Raw genomic sequence first — 23,629 nt, forward strand, 5'->3', positions numbered from 1 at the left:
GCCAAAGATGATCACTTATGATCCTCGCCATGCCCGCACCCCTCCCGCCGCCGGTCTTCGACGCCGCGGCGGCGTACCCCCAGGTGGCCGCCGCCCGTGGCGCGCTGGCCGCCGGTGACTGGCCGGCGCTGCGCGCCCTCGTCGACGCCCAGGACGCCCACGGTCGGACGGTCCTCGTCGGCGCGGTAGGTGACACACCGGACGCCGAGCCGCTCCTGCGGAAGGCGCTCGCCGAGCAACCGGACGACCCGGTGGCCTCGGCCACGCTGGGGGCGCACCTGATCCGCGCCGGATGGCGGATCCGGACGGCCAGCCGGGCACAGGACGTCAGCCGGGAACAGTTCGTCCAGTTCTTCGATCATCTGCGTCGGGCCGAGCAGATCCTCATCGAGGCCACCGCCCGCCACCCGCAGGACGCGGCAGCCTGGACCCAGCGGGTCACCAGCGCCCGCGGCCTGCAACTCGGCCAGGCCGAGGCCCGGCGCCGCTACGACCGGCTCGCCGCCGGGCACCCGCACCACCTGCCGGCGCAGGGCTCCCTGCTGCAACAGTTCTGCCCGAAGTGGAGCGGCAGTTGGGAGAAGGCGTACGACTTCGCCCGGGAATGCGCCGACGCCGCACCGGCCGGCGCGCCCAACGCCGTCCTCGTCGTCGAGGTGCACCTGGAGCAGGCCTTCGACCACGGCACCCTGTCCGCCGCGCGGGCATTCCTACGCGGCCAGCAGGTGCGCGCCGCGATCCACGACGCGGCCCAGCGCTCCATCTGGCACCGCGAGTTCCGCCACGGCTGGGACTGGGTCCAGGTACGCAGCACCTTCGCCCTCGCCTTCTGCCTGATGCAGGAGTGGACACCTGCGGCGCAGCAGTTCGCCGCCCTCGGGCACCTCGGTGACGAGTCGATGTTCGGCTACTTCGGCGACGCGGTGGCGCAGTTCCAGCGGTTCCGCGACAAGGCGTACGCGAAGGGCGGCCGGCCGTGATCCAACACCTGGAAACCGACGGGGTGCCGACCCTGCTCGCCCCCACCGGCGGGCCGATGCGGGCCGGGCTGACCTTCCGGGTCGGCACCGCCGACGAGACGCTGGCCCGCCACGGCATCACCCACCTGCTCGAACACCTCGTCCTCGCGCCGTTGGGCACCGCCGACTACCACTTCAACGGTGCCACCGGACCGGTCTTCACCACCTTCCACATGCAGGGCTCGGCGGCGGACATCGCCACCTTCCTGACCTCCGTCTGCGCCAACCTCACCGACCTGCCCACCGGACGGCTGGAGGTGGAGAAGGACATCCTGCGCACCGAGTGGAGCAGCCGGGGAGGTGCGGCAATCGACGACATCCCGTTGTGGCGTCACGGTGCCCGCGACCACGGGCTCAGCAGCTACCCGGAGTGGGGGCTGAGCGGGCTCACCGCCGAGGAACTGCGCCGGTGGGCGGCACGCTGGTTCACCCGGGAGAACGCGGTGCTCTGGATCGCCGGTGACCGGGTGCCCGAGGGGCTGCGGCTGAACCTGCCCACCGGTGTCCGACAGCCGGTACCGACCGCGTCGTCGGCGCTGCCGACCACTCCGGCCTACTTCGTGCACGGCTCGCGGGCTGTGGTGCTCGACGCGGTGGTGCGGCGTCGGGCCGCCGCCACCGTCTACGCCGAAGTGCTGGAGCGCGAGCTGTTCCGGGCGCTGCGGCAGGACGCCGGGCTCTCCTACACCATCAACACCGGGTACGAACCGCGCGGCGACGGGCACGCCCACCTGCGGGCCCTCGCCGACGCCCTCGCCGAGAAGCAGGACGCCGTCGTCGGTGGATTCATCGACGTGCTGGCCAAGCTGCGGTTCGGGCGGATCGAGCAGAGCGACCTGGACGCCGCGGTGGCCAAGCGGGTCGACATGTACGCCACCGCGGAGTTCGACGCCGCGCGGCTGCCCGCGTACGCCTTCAACCTGCTCACCGGCGAACCGAACCACACAATCGACGAGCACCTCGCCGAACTCAAGACGGTCACCGTCACGGACCTGCGCGAGGTCGCCCAGGAGGCGTACGCTTCCGCGCTGCTGATGGTGCCGGACGGGACCAGCGCCGACTGGGCCGGCTTCACCGCCGCGCCCACCTCGTCGGAGTCGACCGTGTCGGGCACCACCTACCACTCCCGCGACGGGAACAGCCGTCTGCTCGTCGGCACCGAGGGAGTCAGCCACCTGGGCACCGGCGGCACCGTCACCGTCGCGTACGCCGACTGCGCCGCGATGCTCGCCTGGCCCGACGGCGCCCGGCAGCTCATCGGTCACGACGCGATAGTGCTGCACATCGAGCCGACCCTGTTCGACACGCACCCGGCGACGATGCAGGTCATCGACAGCGGCGTACCTGTCGACAGGCAGATCCGAATGCCGCCGCGCGACCCGGAGCACATCCCGCAACCGCGTGCCGTCCGTGAGACCCGCCAGCACCCGGGCCAGCCGAAGCGGCCCGCGTGGGAGACCCTGCTGATGGTGCTCAGTGGCCTCGCCACCCTCGTGGTGGGCGGGTTCACCCTGCTGCTCACCATCGGCATGTTCATCAGTCCCACAGCTGAGGAGGACGTCGCCGTACTGTGGGGTGCGGTCGTGATCGGCTGGCTGCTCACTGTTATCCTCGCGTTGCCCATCGTGCTGCTGACACGAGGGCGACGCCGGTGAGGAGAGGCCGTCGACACGGAATCCCACTCGACGGGCACCGCACGGGCGCTCACGGACAGCGTCCGACCTGGCGGGCCGTCGGGCCGCGAGGGAAGGTCGGGAAGGCTCATTGGCCGGTGATCGACCGGGCGGGATAAGATCCGCCCGGTACCGGGGCGGTAGCTCAGCCGGTTAGAGCAGGGGACTCATAATCCCTCGGTCGCGGGTTCGAGTCCCGCCCGCCCCACCATTAAGAAGCGCGCTTGACCTGGTGTTTCTTGCCGCTCTTGCGATCTTTTCCACTGCTCGGCGTCGATGCAGAGGGCCGCTGTGAGCCCGACGTGAGCCCGGCGGATCGCCTGGAGCCCTGACGGGGGACCAGGCGGACGGCTGCCTCGGCTGCTTCCCGTGCCAGCTCCGGCAGAACCGAGGTGTAGGTGTCGGACGTCAGTGAGATCGAGGAGTGGCCCAGCATGTCCTGGACCACTTTCATCTCGGTGCCGGCCGCGAGAGCGATCGTGGCAGCGCCGTGGCGTAGATCGTGCAGGCGGATCGGCGGCAAGCCCGCCTTGCGTACCAGTCGATCGAAGTAGTCCGACAGCCAGTTGGGCTCGACCCACTCACCGGTCGGCCGGGTGAACAGACGCCCACTCTCTACCCATGCCGCTCCGGCTTCCTCCTGAGCCTTCCGCTGTCGTTTGAGGTGGCGCTTGGCCACCTTCAGGCTGTCGCGATCCAGGGCGACGATGCGGTTTCCGGCATCGCTCTTCGGCGCGTTCTCCTCGATCTCTCCGCTGATCTCCACGAGTTGCGTGGCAACTGTGAGGGTCTTGCCCTTGAGATCCAGGTCTTCCGGCCGCAGGCCGCACGCCTCGCCTCTGCGCAGCCCTCGAAACGCGATCAAATGAAAGAGCGCGTACAGCTCGTCGTCGGCGATGAAGTCGAGGAAGGCCCCTGTCTGTTCGGGAGTCCACACCATGACGGGCGATGGCCTTTCGTTGGTGGCTTGCCACCGCGCAACACGCTCGTCTGTCCACACCATTGCCCTCGGCCGACGAACGGGGTCAAGCTCAACGTGAGCCGCCGGATTGAAGGTGATCAGCTCTTGCGTGATGGCGTCGTTCAAGGCGGCCCGCAGCGTCGCCCGGATGTGCCGTCGCGTCGTTGGCCCCACGGTACGGCGGAACGGCGGCATTTCAGCGATGGCGGCACGCGCGGCGCGGCGGCGCTCACGCCCCTTGAGCGACTTCAGTTCGTCGATCGCGGCACGCCGTAGGGCGTTCGCTTCCTCGATCTCGATGTTCCGCTCAACGATCGCGTTGAACATCTCTGTCAGGTGGGACACGCGCAGCCGGTCAAGACGGATATTGCCAATGCGCGGCTTGAGGTGGAGTCGGATATCCCGGCCGTACCGGTTGATGGTGTTGCGACGAATCTTCCGGCCAGCAAGCCAGGTGTCGAGCCATTCCCCGACCGTGATGCGTGCGGTCAACGACTGCCCGCTACGGAACTTGCGCCGCGTTTCCTCCAGGTCAGGAAGCGGCTCCCGGTCGGACGCCACGCGCTCCAGCAGATCCCCCATGCGCTGGCGACCGTCGACGTCATCGGCGTCGGGTATGGCCAGCAGCGCGCGGACGGCATCCAGATCCGCTTGGGCCTCCGTGGCGGTCGAGTAGCCCGACCGGCGGAACGTACGACGTTCGCCCTCGGCGTTCGATGGAAGCTCTTGGCGTACGCCCCAGGTGCCGTGTCGCCGCTGGTTGAGCTTGGGGCACGATTGCCCGTACTGCTTGCCGGTCAGCGGATCTCGACAGGCGCAGCGGCGGAATACTGATCCTCTCAAGGTTCCTCCTTGGGAGAGGGGAAGTGGTACCTATAATGGTACCACTTCCCAGAATGGTTGATGGAAGGTGCGCTATGCGACGACGCCGGGTGGTCGAAGCTGCTCAGGGATTGCCGGCGCTTCCCGGCGAGGAGAAGCGCGACCAGCAGGTCAAGATCCGGCTCTCACGCAGCGAGGTTGACAAGCTGGTGAGCATGCGGCCGGATCTCACCGCCGCCGGCATCGTCGCGCTTCTGGTCGATGACGTGCTGTCGGGTCGGCATGTTCCTGAATGGACAGTGAAGTCAGGTAACGGCCCGGACGCCGAGTAGTTCGAGGATCGCCGGCACGGGGACGACGTAGTTTCGCCCGACGCGGAGCACCCGCACGGGGAACTGTCCACGCTTGGCGAGTGCGTACGCCTTGCTCCGGCCGATCCCGAGGATCGCTCCGGCTGTTTCTACGTCCGTCGTCAAGCCAAGTGCACGGACGGCTTCGATAGTCCAAGTGCTGTCAATAGTCGTGCTCATTGCATGTCTCCTGATGAGTGTCAACGCTCATGCGAGCGTCATGGGCGGCTTCGCGGGCGGTCCGTAGGTCGTCCGCGATGCCGTCGGCGAACATGGCTTGTCCGGGGGTGTGGCCATTGCCGGTGTAGGTCCAGTCCTTGTCGGTGATGGTGTCGATGTCGTCGGACGTTTCCTCCTGGTCGTTGTGGTCGCGGCGGTGTTGTTCACGGGCAGCGCGCAGTGCCGTGTAGGTGGTCGAGTAGGCGCGGCTTTTGGTGGCGATGTGGCCCCGGTAGCCGAGCTGGTGCGCCCACCGCCGCAGGTTCAGCGACTTGTATTCGGCGCGGCTGGCGAGGGTCCAGCAGATGCGGATGAGGGTGCGGGCGTGATCGGTGACGGGAAGGACGGAGATGGTGATGGCGTCGCGGATGGGCCGGTCCACGGTGATGCCGGCGACCTCAGGTTTCGTGACGTACTTGGCGATGTAGGAGGCCACGGCCCGCTCGGTGAGATCGTCGCCGTGGTGGCCGGGCAGGATGGGCCGGATGTCGAGCTGCGCGCCGAACCGCAGGATGGTGTCCAGGCCGGGTACGGCCAGGTGCACTCGGCGGGTGGCGGTGCGGATGGTCCGCACCAGCAGTGCCAGGGTGGCCCAGGCCGGGGGTGGGGCGTCGGGGGTGGGGCCGTCGAAGCGCATGACGGCGTGGAAGTGGACCGATCCGCGCCGCTGGTATTCCGCGACTTTGGCGTAGGCGACGCGGACCGCGTTGCGGACGGCGGTGCGGGAGATGCCCCGGGTGGTGGCGATGGCTTCGTAGAGGTTGCGGTGCAGGCGTTGCCACAGGTCGCGGGTGTGGGCGTTCCACAGCACCGCGGCCGGGTAGTCGTAGCAGTCGGCGCAGAGTGGGGCACCGGTGAGCGGGTCGCCGGAGGTGTGTCGGTCGAGGCACCACAGGGGCCGGCCGTGGCCGCAGACGAGGCCCCGCCTGCCGCGTGAGGGTCGGCAGGGTTTGTCGGTGGTGTGCCGGTGGACGGGGCCGAAGCTGGGCGCGGTGAATGTGACGAACACGCGCGGATGGCTTCTCACGGTGTCGGGGAGGCCCTTGCCGCCGGCGAGCCCGGACACGACGAGGTGGTACGTGTCGCCCTGGTGCAGACGGGCGCACGGTTCGCAGCGCGACTGCCGCCGGTTGCCGCAGGCGATGGTGAGCCGCCCGTGCGGCTGCTCGGCCGATGTGAAGGAGTGCACCAGGCGACCGGTAGAGGCGTCCACGGTCAAGGTGTGGCCGACCAGGTGCACCGGGTGTTGGCAACCGCCGATGTGGCGCACACGGGCCAACCACGCCCGGAAGTCGGGGTGCGTGGCGGTGGACAGGATCTCTCGGTCAGTGAACGACAGGCCCTCGTCAGGCCCGCCGGGGGCGGGGGTGGGCATGGTGGTCCTCTGCTCCTCGCGTAGGGGTGGCGGGCGTCGGGGTGCCGATCCGGTGGTGGTCCGTCGTCACGGGTCGGTGGAGCGGGGCGGGATGGTCGTGGTCGCATCGGTTACCTCCGTTCGCGTCGGGATGGCCGCAGGTCAGGCGGCGGGTGGGGTGAGGCCGGGCAGGACCGGCGCCAGGTGTGCCGTGGCCGCGATGACGGCCGCCAACTGCTCCGGCGACAGGTAGACCGAGCGGGCACGGATCCAGCCCGCGTGGTCGGCGGTGGTGACCGCGATGCCCTTCACGGCGGGGTCGATCTGCTGGGCGGCTTCCACCGCGTCCGGGTAGAGGTCGCCCAAGGTCATGTCCACGGTTTCCTCATCGTTGACCCGCAGACAGATCCGCCCGGCGAGCTGGGCACGCAACGCGGTCACGCCGGGACCGAGGTCGGAGCCGACCCGTTGCCCGGCCACGACCAGGTGCACGCCGAGGGCCGCGCCGAGCTGAGCCAATCGCAACAGGTTCGTTGTCGCCCGCAGCGCCTCGTCCTTGTCCGCACGGGAGGCGACCAGGTACAGCTCTGCCAACTCGTCGACGATCACGACCACCGGCACCGGCCGCACCTCGGGCGCGAGCTGCCAGATGTTGCGCGCCCCGTGCTGGCGGCACAGGCTCATCCGCCGCTGCGTTTCCGCGACGAGTGCGGCCAGGACGTCCGCCGCTTCCGCCCGGTCGGTAGCCAGAGCGGACAGCCGGGGTGCGTGGGGGGCCAACTCCATGCCGCCCTTGCAGTCGATCCCGACCAGCGCCACCGGCCGCGCCGCCCACCGCGCTACGGCGGCGTTGATCAGCGTGGACTTGCCTGACTGCGTGGCCCCGGTGATCAGCCAGTGCGGGAAGGTCACCAGGTCGACCACCCACTGCTGTCCGTCCTCCCGCTGCCCCACATCGGCCGCCAGGTCCGCCGGCACCGCCACCGCCGAGGCAAGCAGTTCGATGGCCTCCGAGGGGCAGGAGGCCATCGCGGTCTCCTTCGGTGACGGTCCGGTCGCCCAGGCCGCCGCCTCCGTCCGCTGCGCGGTGAGGGGATCGGCGGTGAGGATGGTCAACCGGATCCGGCCGCGTAGTCGTGCGTCGACCCGCACGGCGTGCACACCCCAGGCGTGTGCCATCGCCTCCGCCGCGTTCACGAACGGCTCCGGGACCTGCCCGGGATGCAGCAGGATCACCGCTGTCGCCCCGAAGGAGCGGGGTCGGATACGCCGCAGCAACGGCAGGACCGGCATGATCAGCCGACCCTTGACCAGGAGTGGCCCGAGTTGCCCGGTGGTGGGCCGGTCGGTGCCGGTCAACTGCGCGTTGAGGCACAGGTGCCGCCAGGAGCGGCGCATCCGCATGCGCAGCAGCGCAAACCCGAACAGGTACCAGTGGGCGCGGGGTGCCAGCTGGCGCAGCAGCCGCGACACCACGGCCAGCGCCACGACGACGGCCACCAGGACCACGACGGCGGTGATGATCGTGGGTAGCCACGCCTGAAGCTGGTCGAGGGTGACCCCCGGGAAGCGCGGCACGAAGCCGGGAATCCCGGGGGCCATCGACGGTGACGGCGTAGGCGTCGGCACTGCGGCCGATGCCGCCGGCATCACTACTGCGGCGATCATGAGCCGGTGGCCTTACCGCCGCCGCGCTCCCGCTGGGGCGGGGTCGGCACCGCAGGCGAGCCACCACCGTTGCCAGGCCGCTTCGGGTAGATCGACGCCGCCTTGTAGGACAAGCCGTGCCGGCCCTCAATCTCCCACAGCGACACGTCCAGCTCGGTCACACCGACCGGGCTTCCCTCCGTCACGCCTTCCGGCTGGGCGGAGGTCTGCACGTCGATCACCGACGCCTTACGGGTACCGGCCCGACGTACCGCGAGTCCGGTCACCCACAGGTGGTTACCGTCGCGGTCCTTGCGCTGCTCACCGTCGAGATCGGTCTTGGGTTCCGGCGCAGCCACGCACAGCAGGCCGGTCAGACGAGAAAGATCAACAGGAATGCTGTTCACAACAAACTCCAAGGTTGGATGAGGTAGTGCTCGGAGGTGGTGCCGTACAGGTGGTGCGGTAGTCGGGACAGGGACAGCACGCAGCCCGGCAGCCGGGGCGGACCGCGACTCCGCACCACCGGTACGAGGCGCGACCGGATCGGCTCCGCAAGGGCGCGGCAGTAGCGAGAAGGCACGACAAACCTCCTAATAGGACAGTTGGCAGCGACTGCGCCGTCCAGAGGCAGGACGAGCAGGATGGACCGAGCCGGGGTCGAGGCGACCCAGGTCGGCTACCCGGAGGCCGGGCAGACAGACCAAGCGCGACGCGTTCCGGGCGAGCGGGCGCGGCAGCGACTCGCAGCCGGACGGCCACGAGCGGACGGCACCACGAGGAACGGCGCGGACCCCGCGCACCGGGCGACTGGCGATCACGGCCAAGACGCCAGGGGCGAGGCGAGCACGGTCAACACCCCGGAGGGGTAGAGGTGCGTACGAGTTTCCCTACTTGGTCAAGAGCGAGATCGGCATGGCCGGTCCCGCGAGACAGGGGAGAGGGGGAAAGGAGCGGTGGGCGGGGTCGGGGGCTGCGGCCTGGCGGCCGGTCCCCCGCCCCGCGCCAGAGAGAACAGAGCGCACACGACACCGGAGACGACCAGTAGCCAACAACCAGGCGTCAGCCTCACGCCGGCCCCCGAACACGGATGCACACCACGCCGACTCCGACCACAGCGGACGACGGCACGGCGACCTCACCCGTCGGCAAGTCGGGCGGGCGACCGGATCACCATCGTCACCAGGAGGCCAGCCGACACGCCCGAACCGCGACCGATCCTCACCGATGCGGCCAACACTGGCCGAAACCGCTGGCCACAGCATCAAGAGCGCCGACGACTCGCATACGGTCGATTCACGGCCGGGCTTGGAGGTGCTGCCGCGCCGGCAAGCCGGCTTGCCCCCGAACGCCGAGGCTGAGCAGCGCGAACGCGACGGCAGCAGGCATGACGCCACCGCCGGCCATCCACGGTCCCGACATCTCCGATCTTTATCCCCCTCCTCATGTCGCCGCGCCACGCGCACGGATCCTTCTACCCACCAAAGGGGACCGCCAGGGGCCCGGATATTCCAAGATCGAAAGATTGGTGGGCGCAACTCGAAGATTTCTTCAGGCCCGCGCGTACGCTCAGAGATCAAGGTCTGGCCGGCATGGGGGGTCGGTCCGGTTGTCGGTTGTGGAGCCGAGCGACGACGAGGGCTCGCAGCGGGGCCACGCAAACGGCATGGCACCCACGAGCGAATCTCGCACCCTTGTGCGACTCCCGGCGGTGTCCGGAGCACGCCGGGCCGCATCAGGGGCCAGCGTCGACCCGGCTCACCACCGCCGACAGGCGGCCTGGCGTGTTCCACCCAGCCCGAGGCGACGTTGGGAGGACACGAACCCGTGCCCGAACACCGAGTGCCCGCAAGGCACCCCCACGGCATAGCCCTGCCCGGCCACCTCACCTTCTCCGCACCACCACCACCACCCGCCGACGCTGCGCCCGACCCGGTTGCCGCCCTCGTCAGACAGAAGGCGCTTCCCGCCGGCCAAGTGCTCTCCGCCGCCATCACGCTCTGCCGCGTCGGAGTGCCGAAAGGCTGGCTCACCGGCACCGACGACCCCCGCCCCGCCCGCGCCGATGAGGTCCTACGCCGCCTGCTGGCTGACGACGCCAGCCGCGAAATCAAAGACCAGGTATGGCGGCACATCGTCGCCCACGTCCGCGACGATCCCGACAACCGCGAAGACTGGAACCTCTACGCCCTCGGCGTCGCCGCCCGTGGACTGCTCTCCCGCGCCGCCCGACTCGCCATGCCCGACGATCCCGCCAAGCGCCTGATCGCCGCCCAATACACGCTGATCTACGCCTTCCTCGACCGGATGCAAGCCACCGTGACCACCACGGCCGGCACTCGCTGGCGGCTGGACATCGACCGGCCCAACGTCTACCCCCGGCTACTCGGCGGCGCGTACGACCACGCCAGCGGACGCACCAAGCACCGCCGCAAACAGCTCACCCGCCGCCCCGACGAAACCGCTGCTGAGCACGAGGATCGCATGACGCGCCTCCGCGAGGAAGAATCCCGAGAGGTGCCCGTGGGCGGCGACGACGAGATCAGCGCGCACCAGGTCAGGCACCACGACGGACCCGACCGGCGAGGCATGGAAGCCGTCGTCACCCGCCTACAAGAATTCGTCGCGCAGTCCGCCCAGCTGCCACCCGCCGACCGGATCGACCCTGCCAGCGCCGAACTCCTGCGACGTACCTACCTCGACGGCGAACCCCTCGGCCAGGTCGCCGCCGACCTGAACCTCTCCCAAAGCAACGCATCCAAACGCCGCGCCACCGCCGTACGGCAACTCCGCCGACTCATCGCCCGTATACCGCAGCAGCGACCGCCCAGCTAGACGCTGAGTCCGGCCGCTCCGTGAACGTCGCACCGCACCCACGAGGCGGCCGGACAGCCCTCTAGGCGACCGGCGTCACCGGGCGCGCATACTTGTCTCCGCCCCACCCGTAGCGCGCTGCCTCCGCCACCACACGCGTGACCGCTTCTTGGATCAGCTCACGGGATTCCGTGTCGTCCTCCACCCGCCAGCCGTAGCGGGACGTCGCATCCACAAAGACCACGATGGCGTTGACGATCGGGCTGACCCGGAACACCAGCGACCACGACGGCCCGTGCACCCGTAGCACCACCCCGCCGTCACCGGGAACGACCCGCAGCACACCCGGCCCACCCCGCTCCACCACAGCGGCAGCATCGACAAAGGGTTGCCGCATCGCCGGATCATCGCCCAACCGCGCCGGCAACACCTGTTGCGCGAGCACGTCCGTTCCCGCACGCCACGGGTCGATCGTCGGCTGATCCGCAAGGCTGTTCGCCACCTGATCCGCCAGCGCCCGACGACGCCGCGACGCCTCGGACAACCCGCGAGGCTCGGCAGCACGCTTGCCCAACGGCACAGCCGGATCACCGACCGGCAGCACCCTCACCGGCGCGTCCGCGCCTTGCGCCTGAGCACGCCATACCTGATCGTGGGCGACCTCGGACCGCAGGTTGTACAGATCATCAGCCCAGGACGCCCAGGCCGCCCGCGTACGCGGCTTCGGCAACATCCACCGTCCCGAACGCAAGCGCCCACGCGTCAACCGCCGAGCCCACACGCTTTGGCGACGAACAGGTGAGTTGCGGTACATAAATCACAGCTTGGCACACTGCTAGTTAGCCTCGCGAGAGTTGACCTGGTGCCATTCCCGACTAGAGCCGTGACGCGCTGAGGCGGCTTGCTCTGTCGTCTGTTCGCCGATCGGGCACGACGCGGGTTGCTTCAGCCGGCCGACGACGCTGACGCGCGGCTTGGGCGAGCCTGGGTAACTGGGGAACACGCCGCTAGGCTCATCGAGTGCCTGACAGGAAACAAACGCCGACGCACGTCCTGACAGCTGAAGCCGTGCGCTGGGGGATCGAAGCCCTCGCGTCTCAGCGGCTCCACCCGACGTTCGTGATGTATCTACACCTGCGCACGCAGCAGCGCGCAGGGAAGCTGAGCGAAGCATCCGCGTCGTCGGATGAGTTGCTTGCCCTAATTAGAATGCCTGGTAATCCAACGAAGCCCTACTACTTCCCTCTTATAGATCGCGGGCAGCGGCGGCCGGGGGAACTACTGTCTAGCTTCTGGCGCGCGGGAAACATCCCTGGCAGCTGGTCGCCAGGGTCGATCTCCCGCCTGAAGCACGGCGGATGGATGGGGCGCTCGACGGGCGAGTATTTTCTTCCCCGGGATCACGTCGGGCGAGCGCTGAGCGAACTGCTTTACGATGTTCCGGTCTCAGCGCTTGCACTCGGGGCCTATTTTCTGCGCAACGACGGCTTCATCATCGCAGGCACCCCTGGTCCTAGCGATCTAATTGAAGCGTTCCGGTTGAGATTCGATTATCCCGATGATGCGCAGGAGGAATTCGCAATCCTATTCAATGTCGATTTGCCCACCAATGTTGATTTCGACTGGTTTGCACAATCAGATCCACCCGTCACCCTTAATTCTTGATTTGGGGGGCCAATGCTTGAAAAGTTAATTCCCGGAGTTCGAACTCTCACCGCCGACGACTTGGGTATCGGCTCCCGGGCGAAGGCGGCGAGCAGTCACGCCTCCTCCGCTCCGGACGCGCCAGAGATTACTGGAGATCATCCTCGCGTGCAGGAGATCGCCCGCCTCGCCAGCATCTATGGCGGGGTTATTCTCACCGGCCCCCCAGGAACCTCAAAGTCATTCTTCGCGCACTCTGCGGCGCAAGCGCTTACTGGAGGCGACAAGAAGCGCTGCGCATTCGTTCAGTTTCACGCCAGCTACCAGTACGAAGACTTTATGCTTGGACTGTCCCCTAACCAAGGTGGATTTGGTTTTAAGAAGGGTCCGTTCCTCAGGCTTGCGGACGCCGCGGATAAAGATCGAGGCAACACGTACGCCCTGGTCATCGACGAGTTGTCCCGCGCGGACGTCGGGAGGGTATTTGGCGAAGCCCTGACCTACGTCGAACGCAGCAAGCGCGAACTTCCATTCACTATTGCTAATGGTGAAGAGATTAGAGTTCCGTCCAATCTAGTAATCCTCGCGACAATGAATCCATTCGACCGAGGAGTGGACGAAGTCGACGCCGCCTTCGAGCGACGCTTCGCCAAAGTTTCGATGGATCCGGACAAGGCCGTCCTACTGGAAATGCTCGATGACAACGGGATGGAAGAGAAGCTCAAGGCCGGGGTTGTCCGATGGTTTGGGCGGATTAACGGGCATGCGCGGAAAAATCCGGCCGCCGCAGTAGGACATGCCTACTTTTCTACCGCAACAGACGAGGCGTCCCTCTGGGACATTTGGGAGTATCAGCTGAAGTACCTAGTACAGCGGGCATTCCGCCGCGACGAGAATACCCGCGCAGATCTGGAGACGGCGTGGGCCCACGTTTTCTCGGTGCCGGAACCCGTAGCCGCCCAGACCGGCCAGCCGTGACCCGAGCCGCCGAAGTGACTGAAGCCGCCGCGGATCTGATAGTCGTGGAGTGCGCCGAACACGACAACATCGAGATCGATGCCGCGCTGTGGCTCAGCGGTGACCACCATTTGGTCCTGAACCCGGAGATTGACGGACGCGATATTCTTCGCGCGAACTTCCGCAGAGGTGTGCTGCGACTTCAAGCCACGTCATACGTCGGTGTAATCCCTCTGAACGACCGGGTGATTGTTCGAGTTAAGCCTCGCGTCCCGATCGCTAACTTGACGCGTATGGTGATCGAGACTGGGCACGACGTATTGGCTCTGTCCGCCTTCCGCGAGTACTCTAGTCGCGGCAGTGCCGACGACTGGGCTATGGACGTCTACGCCGACGCGCTGCTCGACTACCTGGACGAGCTGCTCGACGCCGGCATGATGCGGTCCTATGAGCGCCGGGACGATGAGGGCTGCTTCCCGCACGGCCGCATCGACTTTACTCGGACGATGCAGCGCTTCGCTGCGCGCGGCGTGCCGAATAAAGCCACTTATTCATGGTTCGAGCGCACCATCGATATTCCGGCGAACCGCTGCATCAAATCTGCGATGCAGGCGGTCCACGCTCATCTTTCGAAGTCGAAGGCGAAGCCGCGCAAGGGCGACCGCGCAAAGATTACCCGGCTAGCTGGACAACTGCTCGCCTTCGAAGAGGTCGAAGAGGACACAAGCTACCAGTTCCTCGATGACTCATTAGTGCTTGGTTTGACGCCTCTTCCCGAAGCGCGCGCCTATTATCGGTCGGCGCTAGACCTGTCGATCGTTATCCTCCGTGGCGTCGGTATTGCGCTTGAACTCGGCGGCACCGACGTGCGATTAAGCTCCCTTCTAATCGACACCAACAAGCTGTTCGAGAATTTTGTTCGTGTCAGCTTATCCAAATCTGCGGCAAGACAGGGTTGGCCGATGGAGGTCCTCGACGGGAATTCCGAGGGACGAGTCGATCTGTACGATGTTCCAGATCCTCTTCCTTCCCCACTCGGGAAGCCGATTAATGCACTCGCTAGCCTTGACCCGGGCAAGGCGCAGCCCGACGTTGTCCTACGAGGTCTCGACGGCAGCTTCCGACTCATTGCCGAAGTCAAGAATACAGTTCACGGCAAAAATGCGAGATTTGACGACGTCCTACCCGAGCGTGATGAGGTCGAGCAGGCAGTCACATACGCCCTACGCTATGGTCTCGACTTCACCGTACTAATCCACCCTTGGTTCAAGGGTACGAAGGGACTTGTATACGTCGGTCGAGTACGCTCGGTCGACGTATACGACTACAGGCTTGATTTGTCTACGGAAGACAGAACTGATGCAGCACTGGCCGACATGGCAGCGACCATGGCCGGCCTCGCCGGACTAGCCATTGGTCAGCCGCCGACGTCCGCCTGATTCATGAGAGGTACTAGATCGACGCCGACTGCGTCGCGGCCTTCCACATTCGCGGTCTTCAAAGTCGTGCCAGTGCCGGCGAAGGGGTCAAGGACGACGCCGCGAGCGGGTGTTCCGTGTCCGCAGTCAGTCCAGCCAACTGTGCGCTTTTTGGCGAAAGTAAATTCACGGAAGTAGCCACCAAGAACCGCCTTTGCTTCCATGGCAAGTCTCTGCACTTCGAGGCTGTTACGGCCGGTCCCACTCTGAAACTTGGTGGCTTTGCCGACATCGGAGACGCCGAACGCCTGGATTGCACGGATATGATCTGCCGTCAATTTGTGTTCTTCGGCCAACTCCATTGCCCGTTTGGCTTGCGGTCGCTTGGGATCGAGTTCAGACGTGCGCTCGATCACGCGACGGCGCGGCACGTTGCAGGTCGCGCAGACCTGAGCGGGCGCGGCTAGTTGAATCGCGCGGCGAACTATCTCACGTGGGAACGGGGCAAGGTGCTCACCCATGTTTCGCTCCGGATTGATTATCCAAACGTCACCCGGATTCGCGCCATTACCGACTGACTCCGAGTACCCGACAAGGTCATAATAGTAGTCTGCGGACGGAGTAAGGTGGATGATGTACTCGTGGCGGTTGGCAAGTCGGTTCTTTGCCGGGTCTGGCATGCCAGACTCCTTGGCCCAAATGATCCTGTTGCGAACTAGCCAGCCGCCGCTGTTGACAGCGTCCCACTCAATGCGGCCGGGAATGCCGAGCAGTGACTTCTTAAAATAGGTGTCACCGACGTTTAGGAAGACCGAGCCGTGCGGCCGGAGAACGCGTTTCCACTCTTCAAGGCATTCCAGTATGGCGTGGACATACGCCTGGGGTGTCGCCTCTTGCCCGATCTGATCCGTGTGCCCGTAGTCCCTTTTGTTCCAGTATGGCGGCGATGTGACAATCAGGTCGACTGAGTTCTCGGGCAGGCCGGTCTTGCGGGCATCGCCGGACGTGAAGGTGAGCTGAGGCTCGAAAAGCTCGCGCTCCCAGTCTTCAAGCTGGGTGACGGACACAGCGCCGAGGTTTGGTCGGGCTGCTGCGGGCTCCGATCCGGTCTCCGGTGCGGGCACCGGAGACGTCCTGGAGTGGCGCTTCATGCGGGCTTCCCTTCCTTCTGCCTTGGCTCGGATCGGTGCTGCGGTCAGGGGCCGGGCAGTTACCTGGCCGGACAAGTCCCCGAAGATCATATCCAGCCAACCGCGACAACTCTCAGGCATGTATAGCCGGTAGATCGGTGGTCGTCGAGGACCGTGTCCGGCGAGTCATGCTGACGGCAGTGCGCCCGCTGTTCGCCGTTACGTCCGAATGAGCGGTGCTCCTGTGGGCAGTCTGGCCTGCGGGCCGAGCAGCAAGGCCAAGCAGACAGGGGACGTCTGAGCACGGTCGCTCAGACGAAGAGTGCTCGACGTTGCCGAGGGTCCATCCTGTCCGCTTCGCTGTGTGTAAACGAGCCGGTCGCAGGGCGGGAGGCAGAGCGGATGGCACCCCACAATCCTGCGGTTACACCAGCAACCACTTCGACAACGCCACGACTTACGGCCGCCCACGGGGGTGGAGGCTCGCGCGGTGCTGGAACCCATCCAACTACAGCGACCGATGGACCAGGCGCGACGGAAACCCGGCACGGTAGGTTCATCTCGTGCTTCCGATGACTCTGCAAGAGATCAGGGCCGCGATCGGCGGGGCAGTACACGACGCGGCCGAAGGCGTTACCGTCACCGCGCCCGTCGTGTTCGACAGCCGTTGCGTCGAGGCCGGCGGCATGTTCGTGGCGCTGCCCGGTGAGCGCGTCGACGGGCACGACTACGCTGCCCAGGCCATCGAGGCCGGCGCGGCAGCGGTGCTGGCGTCACGGCCGGTCGGAGTACCCGCCGTGGTCGTCGAGGACGTACCCACCGCCTACGGGCGACTCGCCCGCGCAGTGGTGGACCGGCTGCCGCAAACCACCGTGATCGGGGTGACCGGCTCGGTGGGCAAGACGTCGACCAAGGACATCCTCGCCCAGATGCTGCCCTCGTGGGGTGCCACGGTGGCCAACCGGGCGTCGAACAACAACGAGCTTGGGTTGCCGTACACGGTCACCCGCGCCACCGCCGACACCCGCTATCTGGTGTTGGAGATGGGCGCACGCGGCATCGGGCACGTGGCGTACCTGACCCGGATCGCTCCGCCCACCGTCAGCGTCGTAACCCGCGTCGGACACGCGCACCTTGGCGAGTTCGGGTCGGTGGAGAACATCGCCCAGGCCAAGGGTGAGATCGTGGAAGCGCTGCCCGACGCCCGCGACGGCGGGTTGGCGGTGCTCAACGGCGACGACGCGTTGGTGGCCGCTATGGCGAGCCGTACCCGCGCCCGAGTGTTGACCTACGGCATCGACAATCCGGCTGACGTGCGCGCCGAGCGCGTGACTGTGGATGAGTTGGGCCGCGCCAGCTTCCGGCTGATGCACGACGGCCAGGCCGCCGAGGTGCGGTTGCGCCTCTACGGGCTGCACCAGGCGTCCAACGCGCTGGCCGCCGCCACGGTTGCCCTCGGTCTGGGGCACCCGATCGAGGCGGTAGCCGAGGCAGTGTCACAAGCCGAGGCGGTGTCGCCGGGTCGAATGCAGGTCAGCACCCGCGCCGACGGGGTGACCGTCATCAACGACGCCTACAACGCTGCGCCTGACGCGATGCGGGCCGCGTTGCGCGCCTTGCACGCAATGGCCGGCGACGGTCGGCGGGCGGTCGCGGTGCTCGGGGAGATGGCCGAGCTGGGCGAGCACGCCGCACAGGTACACCGCGAGATCGGGCAACAGGTGGCCGAGATCGGAGCCGGGTGGCTGGTCGCCATCGGCGGAGCCGACGCCGAGCAGTACGCCAGCGGAGCAGCCGGCAACGGCACGGCCGTAGACCGGGCGGGCAACGTGGCCGAGGCGTGGGAGTTGCTGCGCGACGGGTTGCGGCCGGGCGACGTGGTGTTGGTCAAGGCAGCCAACAGCGCCGGGCTCCTCGCGCTCGCGGACAAGCTCGTCGAGGAACCCGGCGCTGTCACCGCCCAGGCGTAGGACTCACGCGGACAGCGCGACCTCGGTCCGGCTGCTCAGGGCGTCAAGGATCGCCGCACCGTAGCCGGTTACGTCACCGGTGCCCATCGTCAGCACCACGTCACCGCGGCCAGCCATCCGCCCGATGAGCCGCGCCGCCTGGCCCGGGCCGAGCGGCAGGCAGTAGTCGCCCTCGCGCAGCCGGGCCATGATCGCGGAGGCGTCCGCCACGGGTCGACCGGTCGGCACCGTGCCGTGCACATCCAGGAGCAGGACGTGATCGGCCTTGTCCGCCAGAACGCCGCCGATGCGTTCCCCGAACGCCAGGACGCGGGCGTGCCCGGACGGCTGGAACACCACGAACACCCGACCCCGCGCCAGGGTGCGCGCGGCATCCAGATCGGCGGCGATCTCGTGCGGGTGATCGGCGTAGGAGTCGATCACCGTCACCCCGGCCCGGGTGTCGATGTGCTCGAACCGCCGACGCACCCCGGCGAAAGTGCACACTGCCCCGGCCACGTCGCCGGGGTCCAGGCCCAGCGCCGCCGCGCACGCAGTGGCCGCCGCCGCGTTGTCCAGGTGGTGCGCCGCCGGAGTCGGCAGGGTCAGCCGGACCTCCGTTCCGTTCGGCATCCGCACCGTCGCGGACGCACTCCAGCCCTCGGTGTGCACGTCCAACAGCCGCACGTCCGCTGTCCGGTCCCGGCCATAGCGCAGTACCGTCAGGTCGGGACGCTCGTCGGCGATCACGTCGGCGGCCACCGTCGCCCCCACGCAATCCGCGTTGACGATCAGGAACCCGTCGGGGGCGACCCGGCCGCCGAACCCGACGTAGGCACGCAGAACCTCGGCGTGGCTGACGAAGTTCTCCGGGTGGTCGTCGGTCACATTAGTGATGACCGCGATCGACGGAGTGAGAAAGTGGAACGAGCGGTCCGACTCGTCCGCCTCCGCCACCAACAGCCGGGACGCGCCGAGGTGGGCACCCGAGCCCGCCCCGGTCACGTCGGCACCGATCAGGTAACTCGGGTCCTGACCAAGCGTGCGCAGGATGTGAGCGAGCATGCCCGCCGTGGTGGACTTGCCGTGCGACCCGGACACCGCCACCAGCCGCCGCGCGGCGGCCAACACGTCGAGGACTTGCGCCCGGTGCACCACCGGAATGCCCGCGACCCGGGCCGCACGCACCTCCGGCGCGTTCTGCGCAACGGTGGTGTAGACGACGCAGCTAGCGCCCTTGATGTACGCCGGATCGTGCCCGACCTGCGCTCGGACGCCGGCCGCACGCAGCGCCGCCAGCGTGGCCGAGTCACGTAGATCGCTGCCGCTGACCTCGTGACCCAACTCTGCCAGCAGCCGCGCCAGGCCGGACATCGCGCAACCGCCGATGCCCACGAAGTGCGGACGGGACAGGTCAATCGGACCGGTGTACGCCTCGATTGTCGGGTTACCAGTGATCGTGTCGGTCATGGTGCCGTGTCTCCTTCTGTGTAAAAGCTGATGGGTTCGTGCCATGAGCTGACGTGCTAGAGGGATTCACTCCTTCCACTCGTGCGACTCCTTGCACGCGGCCGGGTTGACCCCGAGTCACCATCTCGACCGCGCGAGTCCAATCGATCTGTGTCGGGCCATCCGACACTCGTGTGGCCGAAGCAGACGGTGGAGCGGCCCGAAGCGACGGCAGGTAGCCCGCAGGCGGCACCGTCGGCGAAGGGGTCAGGCGCTTGCGCCTACGCCCTGACCGGCATGCCGGACAGACGCACGCCCGGCCGCCCGGGAAACGGCGTGACCGATGCGGACGGTGCCGAGGACTGGTCAGGCCCGCGTCCTCATCCACGGCGCTGTCTTCTATCCGCTTGCATGACGGACGAACGGCCGAGGTGCGCCGCCGACGTAGCTCCTGCTACTTCAGTAAGCAGGAGTTGAAGATCGCGGCACACGCACCTTGGCGGCGACTCAGACAAGCGCAGCCGGATCCGCTCCATCGCTGTCTGATCGCGTAAGCGGCTCGACAGCACCTCGGTTTCCGCCCACGCGGCCACCAACAAACCACCGGCACCCAGCGCAAGATCACACGCCAACCAGAACTCTCTTGGAGTTGACTGCCGTCCCGTCTCGACGCTGGCGACCGTGCTGCGCGACCAGCGCACCATCCGGGCGAGGTCCACCTGCCTGACGCTGGCAGCCCTACGCGTGTTCGCTAACCGAGCCCCCAACAACCGACGAGCATCCGCCACCGTTGCCGGCGTCACCGGCTCCGCAGCAGCGCGTAGGGGGATAAGCGCATCGGAGGCAACTGCCATGACGGCCACCTACCGCGTCGCGAGCAGCATGGGCACACCGACACGACGCGCGCCGATCAGCTCCGGGCGAGTAGCCCCGGGCCGGCGGCTGGGCAGACGTAGTGATCGCGTGAACACCAACACCGCTGCTTCCCGGGAAGCGCACGGCCCCGCCGTTCCGCAGCTCAGACACCTACCATCCGCGCTCGACACCGCGTGTCGCTCAAGCGCAACCTGCGCGGCATCTACCTGTTCGCCGCCGGGGTACAGGGCCATCCTCAACCGCCTTTCACGCTGGTGGCCGTACGCGTTGCGAGCGGGAGACCGGGCGTTATCCGGCCTAGCGCAACGTGCCGACCGCCTGCCTGCGTGGACTGAGCAGCGCAAAGCAGGAGCCGCAGCGCCGTAATCGACCTGTCGCTTATCGTTACGACACGATGCCGCGGGGCGGACCTTGGGCAACATGACAGAGGGCGGATGTCGATATGCACCTCATGCATGGGCACAACCGACACTCGGATGGGATCTTGGAGAGGCACTGCCTACCATCAAGGCTCGGCAGCCACGCAAGGACGCCAAGATGACATCGACCCGCCAGACCCGCTATTGCCGCTGCGGCGCACGGCTCGCACGCGACAACACCGGTGGCCGCTGTTCACCCTGCTCGTCCCACGACCGACAGCACCCAGAGTCAGCGCCGAAGGTTCCGGCCGACTTTTGGAACGAGGTCGTCCTTGCCCGAGCGCTACAAGACCGCCACATGGGCCGAGTGATCCGAGCCTGGCGAACCCACCCCCACCATGGCCGCCACCCGATATCTCAAGATCAAGCCGCTTCCTGGGTCGGCATAAGCCAAGCTCAACTAAGCCGGATCGAGAACGGTCCCCCCGTCGTCCACCTTGACCGCCTGGCGCAGTGGGCAGCAGTGCTACACATACCGGAAGACCGATTGTGGTTCGCCCTGCCATCCGCTAGCGAAGAGGTGGACGAGAAAGAGGGCACAGTGAACCGCCGCCAGTTCTTCTCCTCTACGGCCGCCACCGCCGCCAACAGGCTTCTATGCGGTCCTTCGATGCCTGGTCAGTCAATCGGCGACCACGAAGCCGTCGATTGGCTCGCATGGCAGCTTTGGCAAAACCGTAAGGACGAGCTGGATCCTTCCCGAATCCCCCAGCCAATCGCTTACCGCCTGAACACGCACCCACACGTCCTACGAACAGCAGACGGAGCCTACCGATTCACGGACCCGGCACTGACCGACGTTCTCGTCGCCCACCGCGTATTCGGTGACATCGCCCAGGGCAGCGGGCATCTCCTCGCCACTGCCCAGACCAGTCACGCCACCGATCTCACCATCAGCGCTCTGGCAGCCGAGAATGAGCAAGCACGCCGGGGCCTGACCGCATGGATGCGTAGCGGTGCCACCGCAGTCCTGAGAGTCAACTCCGCCGGCATCCTCGCCAAGGTGGGAGCGGCTGACCTTGGCGATGCGGCAATTTCGGCCATCCGCAGCGACCAAGACGCCCGACACCTCTACGTCACAGCCGTCGCCAGCCGAGTCCTGGAACTGCCGTGGGGGCAAGCAGCCGATCTATCCGGCGCGACAAACACACAAGCAGCCGACTGGACGCTTGGCGAAGGCCACGACACGAAAACTTGGGCGTCGCGCCGTCTTGCTGATGAGCTTGCGAACAACCGGGACGCTGCCGCCCGATGGTGTAGCGCGGTGCTGCTCGCGAACTGCGTAGATGCCGAGGACATGCGGATGCGATCCGCTCTGATGTTGGCCGTGAGGAACGAACCGTGCCGCGAGAACCTGCGCGCATATGCGGCAGTGCTGGCCGGTGCGACTCCCCTATAGATTGGATAAGCAGCCGATGAAGCTGTTGAGCGTCAAGCCTGGTGAAGAAGTAATCGACACGCTTACGCGGCGTGCAGCAGAAGAGGGCATAGCCAATGGCGCAATCGTCTCTCTCATCGGTGCTGTCGATGAGTGCGCGATCAGCAACATGCCTGCGGACGACGCAAGCACGGACATCGTCAACGAGTACCGGCAACCATTCGAGTTGAGCGGCACCGGCGAGATCCGGGACGGCAAAGTCCATGTGCATGTGGTCCTCGGCCGAGAGGGCGACGGAGCACTTGCCGGTCACCTGCACTGGGCGCGCGTCGAAACCTTCTTCGTGCACGCGTACACGATCCCGTTGGAGTAGGGGTAACCACAGTCAGAAGGAATCGGCCGAATCACCTACCGCTACCCCTGCACCGGCTGGCAGCAGGCGACCGCTCCATCAAAGCGAGGGACTCAGCCCGGCCCACGCGGCGGGGCCAAGCCAACCGACCTGGCCGACTCAGGTGCTCGGACCGTGCTCCGCAGATCCCGGCGCGGCCCAGGCGGAGCAGCAGCCAAAGTGAGCCCGGTGTGAGCCCGGACGCCTACAGACTGAGCGACACCGTTTACTACCAATGAACAGCCGTAGGGGTGTCTACCTGCATAGATAGACACCCCTACAGACTGCCCGTCACCCGCAATCACGATCGGGATTCAACTCATAATCCCTCGGTCGCGGGTTCGAGTCCCGCCCGCCCCACCAACCGATGTCATTCAGCTCTCGACCTGCACTTCTAGGTTCGCATGGTGCCCGGAGATATAGGCTGGGCTATAGTTGGTCCTATGCCCCACGGCTCCGATCGTCGCTGGGCGATCAGAACGACAAGCGATGTCCGCGACTGGTTGCGCTCGCTCCGCCAAACTGATCCGGCGACGTACCGGTCGGTCAACGTGGCGATCGACATGCTCGCTGACGCCGGTCCGGGTTTGGGGCGTCCACTGGTCGACATGCTCAAAGGTTCGAGCATCAGCAACCTCAAGGAGTTGCGACCGAGGTCTGGGCGGGACGTCGCGATCCGGGTTCTGTTCGTCTTTGATCCCTGGTCGCAGGCGGTGCTGTTGGTGGCCGGAAACAAGGCTGGCGACTGGTCTCGATGGTATGAGGAAGCGATCCCGGTCGCCGAGGTCGCGTACGAGGGCTGGCTCGCCTTTGAGAGGAAGCGGAGGGAGGGCTGATGGGCGACTTCCATGACTGGGACGACATCCGTGCCGAGTTGCACGACGGAGACGACGCCGCGCTCGATGCGGAGCGCGCCCGTACCGAGGCGTGGGTCAGTGCGTTCCACCTTGCCGAGGAGCGTAAGCGGCTCGGTCTCACTCAGCGGCAGGTGGCCGAGTTGATGGGGGTCACGCCGGGCCGGGTCAGCCAGATCGAGAACGGCGACCTGGAGGCCAACGAGGTCGCGACCCTGAGCCGGTACGCCCGAGCGCTGGGCGCGCGGATGCGGATCATCTTCGACTACGGCAGCGATCTCCGTCAGATCGCCTGATCCTGCGCC

Annotated in this window: 21 protein-coding genes and 1 tRNA gene; 13 read left to right on the plus strand and 9 right to left on the minus strand. The window is 66.9% G+C overall.

What is annotated here, in order from left to right; translation table 11 throughout:
• The first annotated feature begins 29 nt into the window (after window positions 1-29).
• The 3 genes from Van01_RS11905 (at window position 30) to Van01_RS11915 (ending at window position 2,903) form a co-directional block, all read left to right on the plus strand.
• Complete coding sequence (locus tag Van01_RS11905; protein WP_239099012.1) at window positions 30-980, plus strand: tetratricopeptide repeat protein; 951 nt, start codon at window positions 30-32, stop codon at window positions 978-980.
• On the plus strand, window positions 977-2,674 hold the full coding sequence (locus Van01_RS11910; protein ID WP_204005804.1) for a M16 family metallopeptidase: 1,698 nt from the start codon (window positions 977-979) through the stop codon (window positions 2,672-2,674). The genes Van01_RS11905 and Van01_RS11910 overlap by 4 nt, the downstream gene beginning before the upstream one ends.
• A gap of 152 nt (window positions 2,675-2,826) precedes the next feature.
• Window positions 2,827-2,903 (plus strand) — tRNA-Ile (locus Van01_RS11915).
• Here Van01_RS11915 and Van01_RS11920 read toward each other — a convergent pair.
• Window positions 2,904-4,496, minus strand: a complete 1,593-nt coding sequence (locus Van01_RS11920; RefSeq protein ID WP_239099013.1) for a tyrosine-type recombinase/integrase — start codon at window positions 4,494-4,496, stop codon at window positions 2,904-2,906.
• A 74-nt stretch (window positions 4,497-4,570) separates the two neighbouring features.
• On the opposite strand from Van01_RS11920, the gene Van01_RS11925 reads away from it, so the two are divergent.
• A complete protein-coding gene (locus Van01_RS11925; RefSeq protein WP_204005805.1) occupies window positions 4,571-4,807 on the plus strand; it encodes a hypothetical protein in 237 nt (78 codons plus the stop codon).
• A 181-nt stretch (window positions 4,808-4,988) separates the two neighbouring features.
• Here Van01_RS11925 and Van01_RS11935 read toward each other — a convergent pair whose 3' ends face one another.
• The 4 genes from Van01_RS11935 to Van01_RS11950 form a co-directional block, all read right to left on the minus strand.
• Window positions 4,989-6,419: a replication initiator gene (locus tag Van01_RS11935; RefSeq protein ID WP_204005807.1), complete on the minus strand. Its 1,431-nt coding sequence runs from the start codon at window positions 6,417-6,419 to the stop codon at window positions 4,989-4,991.
• Window positions 6,420-6,560: 141 nt separating this feature from the next.
• Window positions 6,561-8,066, minus strand: a complete 1,506-nt coding sequence (locus Van01_RS33480) for an FtsK/SpoIIIE domain-containing protein (protein WP_204005808.1) — start codon at window positions 8,064-8,066, stop codon at window positions 6,561-6,563.
• Window positions 8,063-8,452 carry a hypothetical protein gene (locus Van01_RS11945; protein ID WP_204005809.1) on the minus strand — a complete coding sequence of 130 codons (390 nt, stop codon included), beginning with the start codon at window positions 8,450-8,452 and terminating at the stop codon, window positions 8,063-8,065. The genes Van01_RS33480 and Van01_RS11945 overlap by 4 nt, the downstream gene beginning before the upstream one ends.
• Complete coding sequence (locus Van01_RS11950) at window positions 8,449-8,628, minus strand: hypothetical protein (RefSeq protein WP_204005811.1); 180 nt, start codon at window positions 8,626-8,628, stop codon at window positions 8,449-8,451. The genes Van01_RS11945 and Van01_RS11950 overlap by 4 nt, the downstream gene beginning before the upstream one ends.
• A 1,244-nt stretch (window positions 8,629-9,872) precedes the next feature.
• On the opposite strand from Van01_RS11950, the gene Van01_RS11955 reads away from it, so the two are divergent.
• Window positions 9,873-10,880: a sigma-70 RNA polymerase sigma factor region 4 domain-containing protein gene (locus tag Van01_RS11955; RefSeq protein WP_204005813.1), complete on the plus strand. Its 1,008-nt coding sequence runs from the start codon at window positions 9,873-9,875 to the stop codon at window positions 10,878-10,880.
• 61 nt (window positions 10,881-10,941) lie between these two features.
• Here the strand turns inward: Van01_RS11955 and Van01_RS32990 are convergent, their stop codons facing one another.
• Window positions 10,942-11,592 carry a hypothetical protein gene (locus tag Van01_RS32990; protein WP_239099014.1) on the minus strand — a complete coding sequence of 217 codons (651 nt, stop codon included), beginning with the start codon at window positions 11,590-11,592 and terminating at the stop codon, window positions 10,942-10,944.
• A 287-nt stretch (window positions 11,593-11,879) separates the two neighbouring features.
• On the opposite strand from Van01_RS32990, the gene Van01_RS11965 reads away from it, so the two are divergent.
• The 3 genes from Van01_RS11965 (at window position 11,880) to Van01_RS11975 (ending at window position 14,899) form a co-directional block, all read left to right on the plus strand.
• Entirely contained in the window at window positions 11,880-12,524 is a 645-nt protein-coding gene (locus tag Van01_RS11965; RefSeq protein WP_204005815.1) for a hypothetical protein, read from the plus strand.
• A 147-nt stretch (window positions 12,525-12,671) separates the two neighbouring features.
• Window positions 12,672-13,481 carry an McrB family protein gene (locus tag Van01_RS11970; protein ID WP_204005824.1) on the plus strand — a complete coding sequence of 270 codons (810 nt, stop codon included), beginning with the start codon at window positions 12,672-12,674 and terminating at the stop codon, window positions 13,479-13,481.
• Window positions 13,478-14,899: a 5-methylcytosine restriction system specificity protein McrC gene (locus Van01_RS11975; RefSeq protein ID WP_204005826.1), complete on the plus strand. Its 1,422-nt coding sequence runs from the start codon at window positions 13,478-13,480 to the stop codon at window positions 14,897-14,899. Before Van01_RS11970 ends, Van01_RS11975 begins: the two co-directional genes overlap by 4 nt.
• On the opposite strand, the gene Van01_RS11980 is transcribed toward Van01_RS11975, so the two are convergent.
• Window positions 14,878-15,945 carry a DNA-methyltransferase gene (locus Van01_RS11980; protein WP_204005828.1) on the minus strand — a complete coding sequence of 356 codons (1,068 nt, stop codon included), beginning with the start codon at window positions 15,943-15,945 and terminating at the stop codon, window positions 14,878-14,880. The genes Van01_RS11975 and Van01_RS11980 overlap by 22 nt on opposite strands.
• 635 nt (window positions 15,946-16,580) lie before the next feature.
• Between Van01_RS11980 and Van01_RS11985 the strand changes: the two genes are divergently transcribed.
• Window positions 16,581-17,978: a UDP-N-acetylmuramoyl-tripeptide--D-alanyl-D-alanine ligase gene (locus Van01_RS11985; protein WP_204005830.1), complete on the plus strand. Its 1,398-nt coding sequence runs from the start codon at window positions 16,581-16,583 to the stop codon at window positions 17,976-17,978.
• 3 nt (window positions 17,979-17,981) lie between these two features.
• On the opposite strand, the gene murC is transcribed toward Van01_RS11985, so the two are convergent.
• Window positions 17,982-19,427: a UDP-N-acetylmuramate--L-alanine ligase gene (gene murC, locus Van01_RS11990; protein ID WP_204005832.1), complete on the minus strand. Its 1,446-nt coding sequence runs from the start codon at window positions 19,425-19,427 to the stop codon at window positions 17,982-17,984.
• Between the two features lie 359 nt (window positions 19,428-19,786).
• Complete coding sequence (locus Van01_RS33765; RefSeq protein ID WP_204005834.1) at window positions 19,787-20,260, minus strand: helix-turn-helix domain-containing protein; 474 nt, start codon at window positions 20,258-20,260, stop codon at window positions 19,787-19,789.
• Between the two features lie 739 nt (window positions 20,261-20,999).
• On the opposite strand from Van01_RS33765, the gene Van01_RS12000 reads away from it, so the two are divergent.
• The 4 genes from Van01_RS12000 to Van01_RS12015 all read left to right on the plus strand — a co-directional run bounded on the left by Van01_RS12000 (window position 21,000) and on the right by Van01_RS12015 (window position 23,620).
• Window positions 21,000-22,100: a helix-turn-helix domain-containing protein gene (locus Van01_RS12000; RefSeq protein WP_275410312.1), complete on the plus strand. Its 1,101-nt coding sequence runs from the start codon at window positions 21,000-21,002 to the stop codon at window positions 22,098-22,100.
• Window positions 22,101-22,116: 16 nt separating this feature from the next.
• Complete coding sequence (locus tag Van01_RS12005) at window positions 22,117-22,452, plus strand: PPC domain-containing DNA-binding protein (protein WP_204005839.1); 336 nt, start codon at window positions 22,117-22,119, stop codon at window positions 22,450-22,452.
• 461 nt (window positions 22,453-22,913) lie between these two features.
• On the plus strand, window positions 22,914-23,306 hold the full coding sequence (locus Van01_RS12010) for a type II toxin-antitoxin system RelE/ParE family toxin (protein ID WP_204005841.1): 393 nt from the start codon (window positions 22,914-22,916) through the stop codon (window positions 23,304-23,306).
• Window positions 23,306-23,620, plus strand: coding sequence for a transcriptional regulator (locus Van01_RS12015; protein WP_204005843.1), 315 nt, complete (start codon window positions 23,306-23,308; stop codon window positions 23,618-23,620). Before Van01_RS12010 ends, Van01_RS12015 begins: the two co-directional genes overlap by 1 nt.
• The last annotated feature ends 9 nt before the right edge of the window (window positions 23,621-23,629 follow it).

The sequence above is a fragment of the Micromonospora andamanensis genome, from assembly GCF_016863495.1.
GTDB lineage: Bacteria > Actinomycetota > Actinomycetes > Mycobacteriales > Micromonosporaceae > Micromonospora > Micromonospora andamanensis.

Coding starts and splice junctions, on each gene's coding strand:
- Van01_RS11935 (WP_204005807.1), bottom strand. CDS start 6,419: ATGCCCACCCCCGCCCCCGGCGGGCCTGACGAGGGCCTGTCGTTCACT.
- Van01_RS12000 (WP_275410312.1), top strand. CDS start 21,000: ATGGGCCGAGTGATCCGAGCCTGGCGAACCCACCCCCACCATGGCCGC.
- murC (WP_204005832.1), bottom strand. CDS start 19,427: ATGACCGACACGATCACTGGTAACCCGACAATCGAGGCGTACACCGGT.
- Van01_RS33480 (WP_204005808.1), bottom strand. CDS start 8,066: ATGATCGCCGCAGTAGTGATGCCGGCGGCATCGGCCGCAGTGCCGACG.
- Van01_RS11925 (WP_204005805.1), top strand. CDS start 4,571: ATGCGACGACGCCGGGTGGTCGAAGCTGCTCAGGGATTGCCGGCGCTT.
- Van01_RS12015 (WP_204005843.1), top strand. CDS start 23,306: ATGGGCGACTTCCATGACTGGGACGACATCCGTGCCGAGTTGCACGAC.
- Van01_RS33765 (WP_204005834.1), bottom strand. CDS start 20,260: ATGGCAGTTGCCTCCGATGCGCTTATCCCCCTACGCGCTGCTGCGGAG.
- Van01_RS11985 (WP_204005830.1), top strand. CDS start 16,581: ATGACTCTGCAAGAGATCAGGGCCGCGATCGGCGGGGCAGTACACGAC.
- Van01_RS11905 (WP_239099012.1), top strand. CDS start 30: ATGCCCGCACCCCTCCCGCCGCCGGTCTTCGACGCCGCGGCGGCGTAC.
- Van01_RS12010 (WP_204005841.1), top strand. CDS start 22,914: ATGCCCCACGGCTCCGATCGTCGCTGGGCGATCAGAACGACAAGCGAT.
- Van01_RS32990 (WP_239099014.1), bottom strand. CDS start 11,592: ATGTTGCCGAAGCCGCGTACGCGGGCGGCCTGGGCGTCCTGGGCTGAT.
- Van01_RS12005 (WP_204005839.1), top strand. CDS start 22,117: ATGAAGCTGTTGAGCGTCAAGCCTGGTGAAGAAGTAATCGACACGCTT.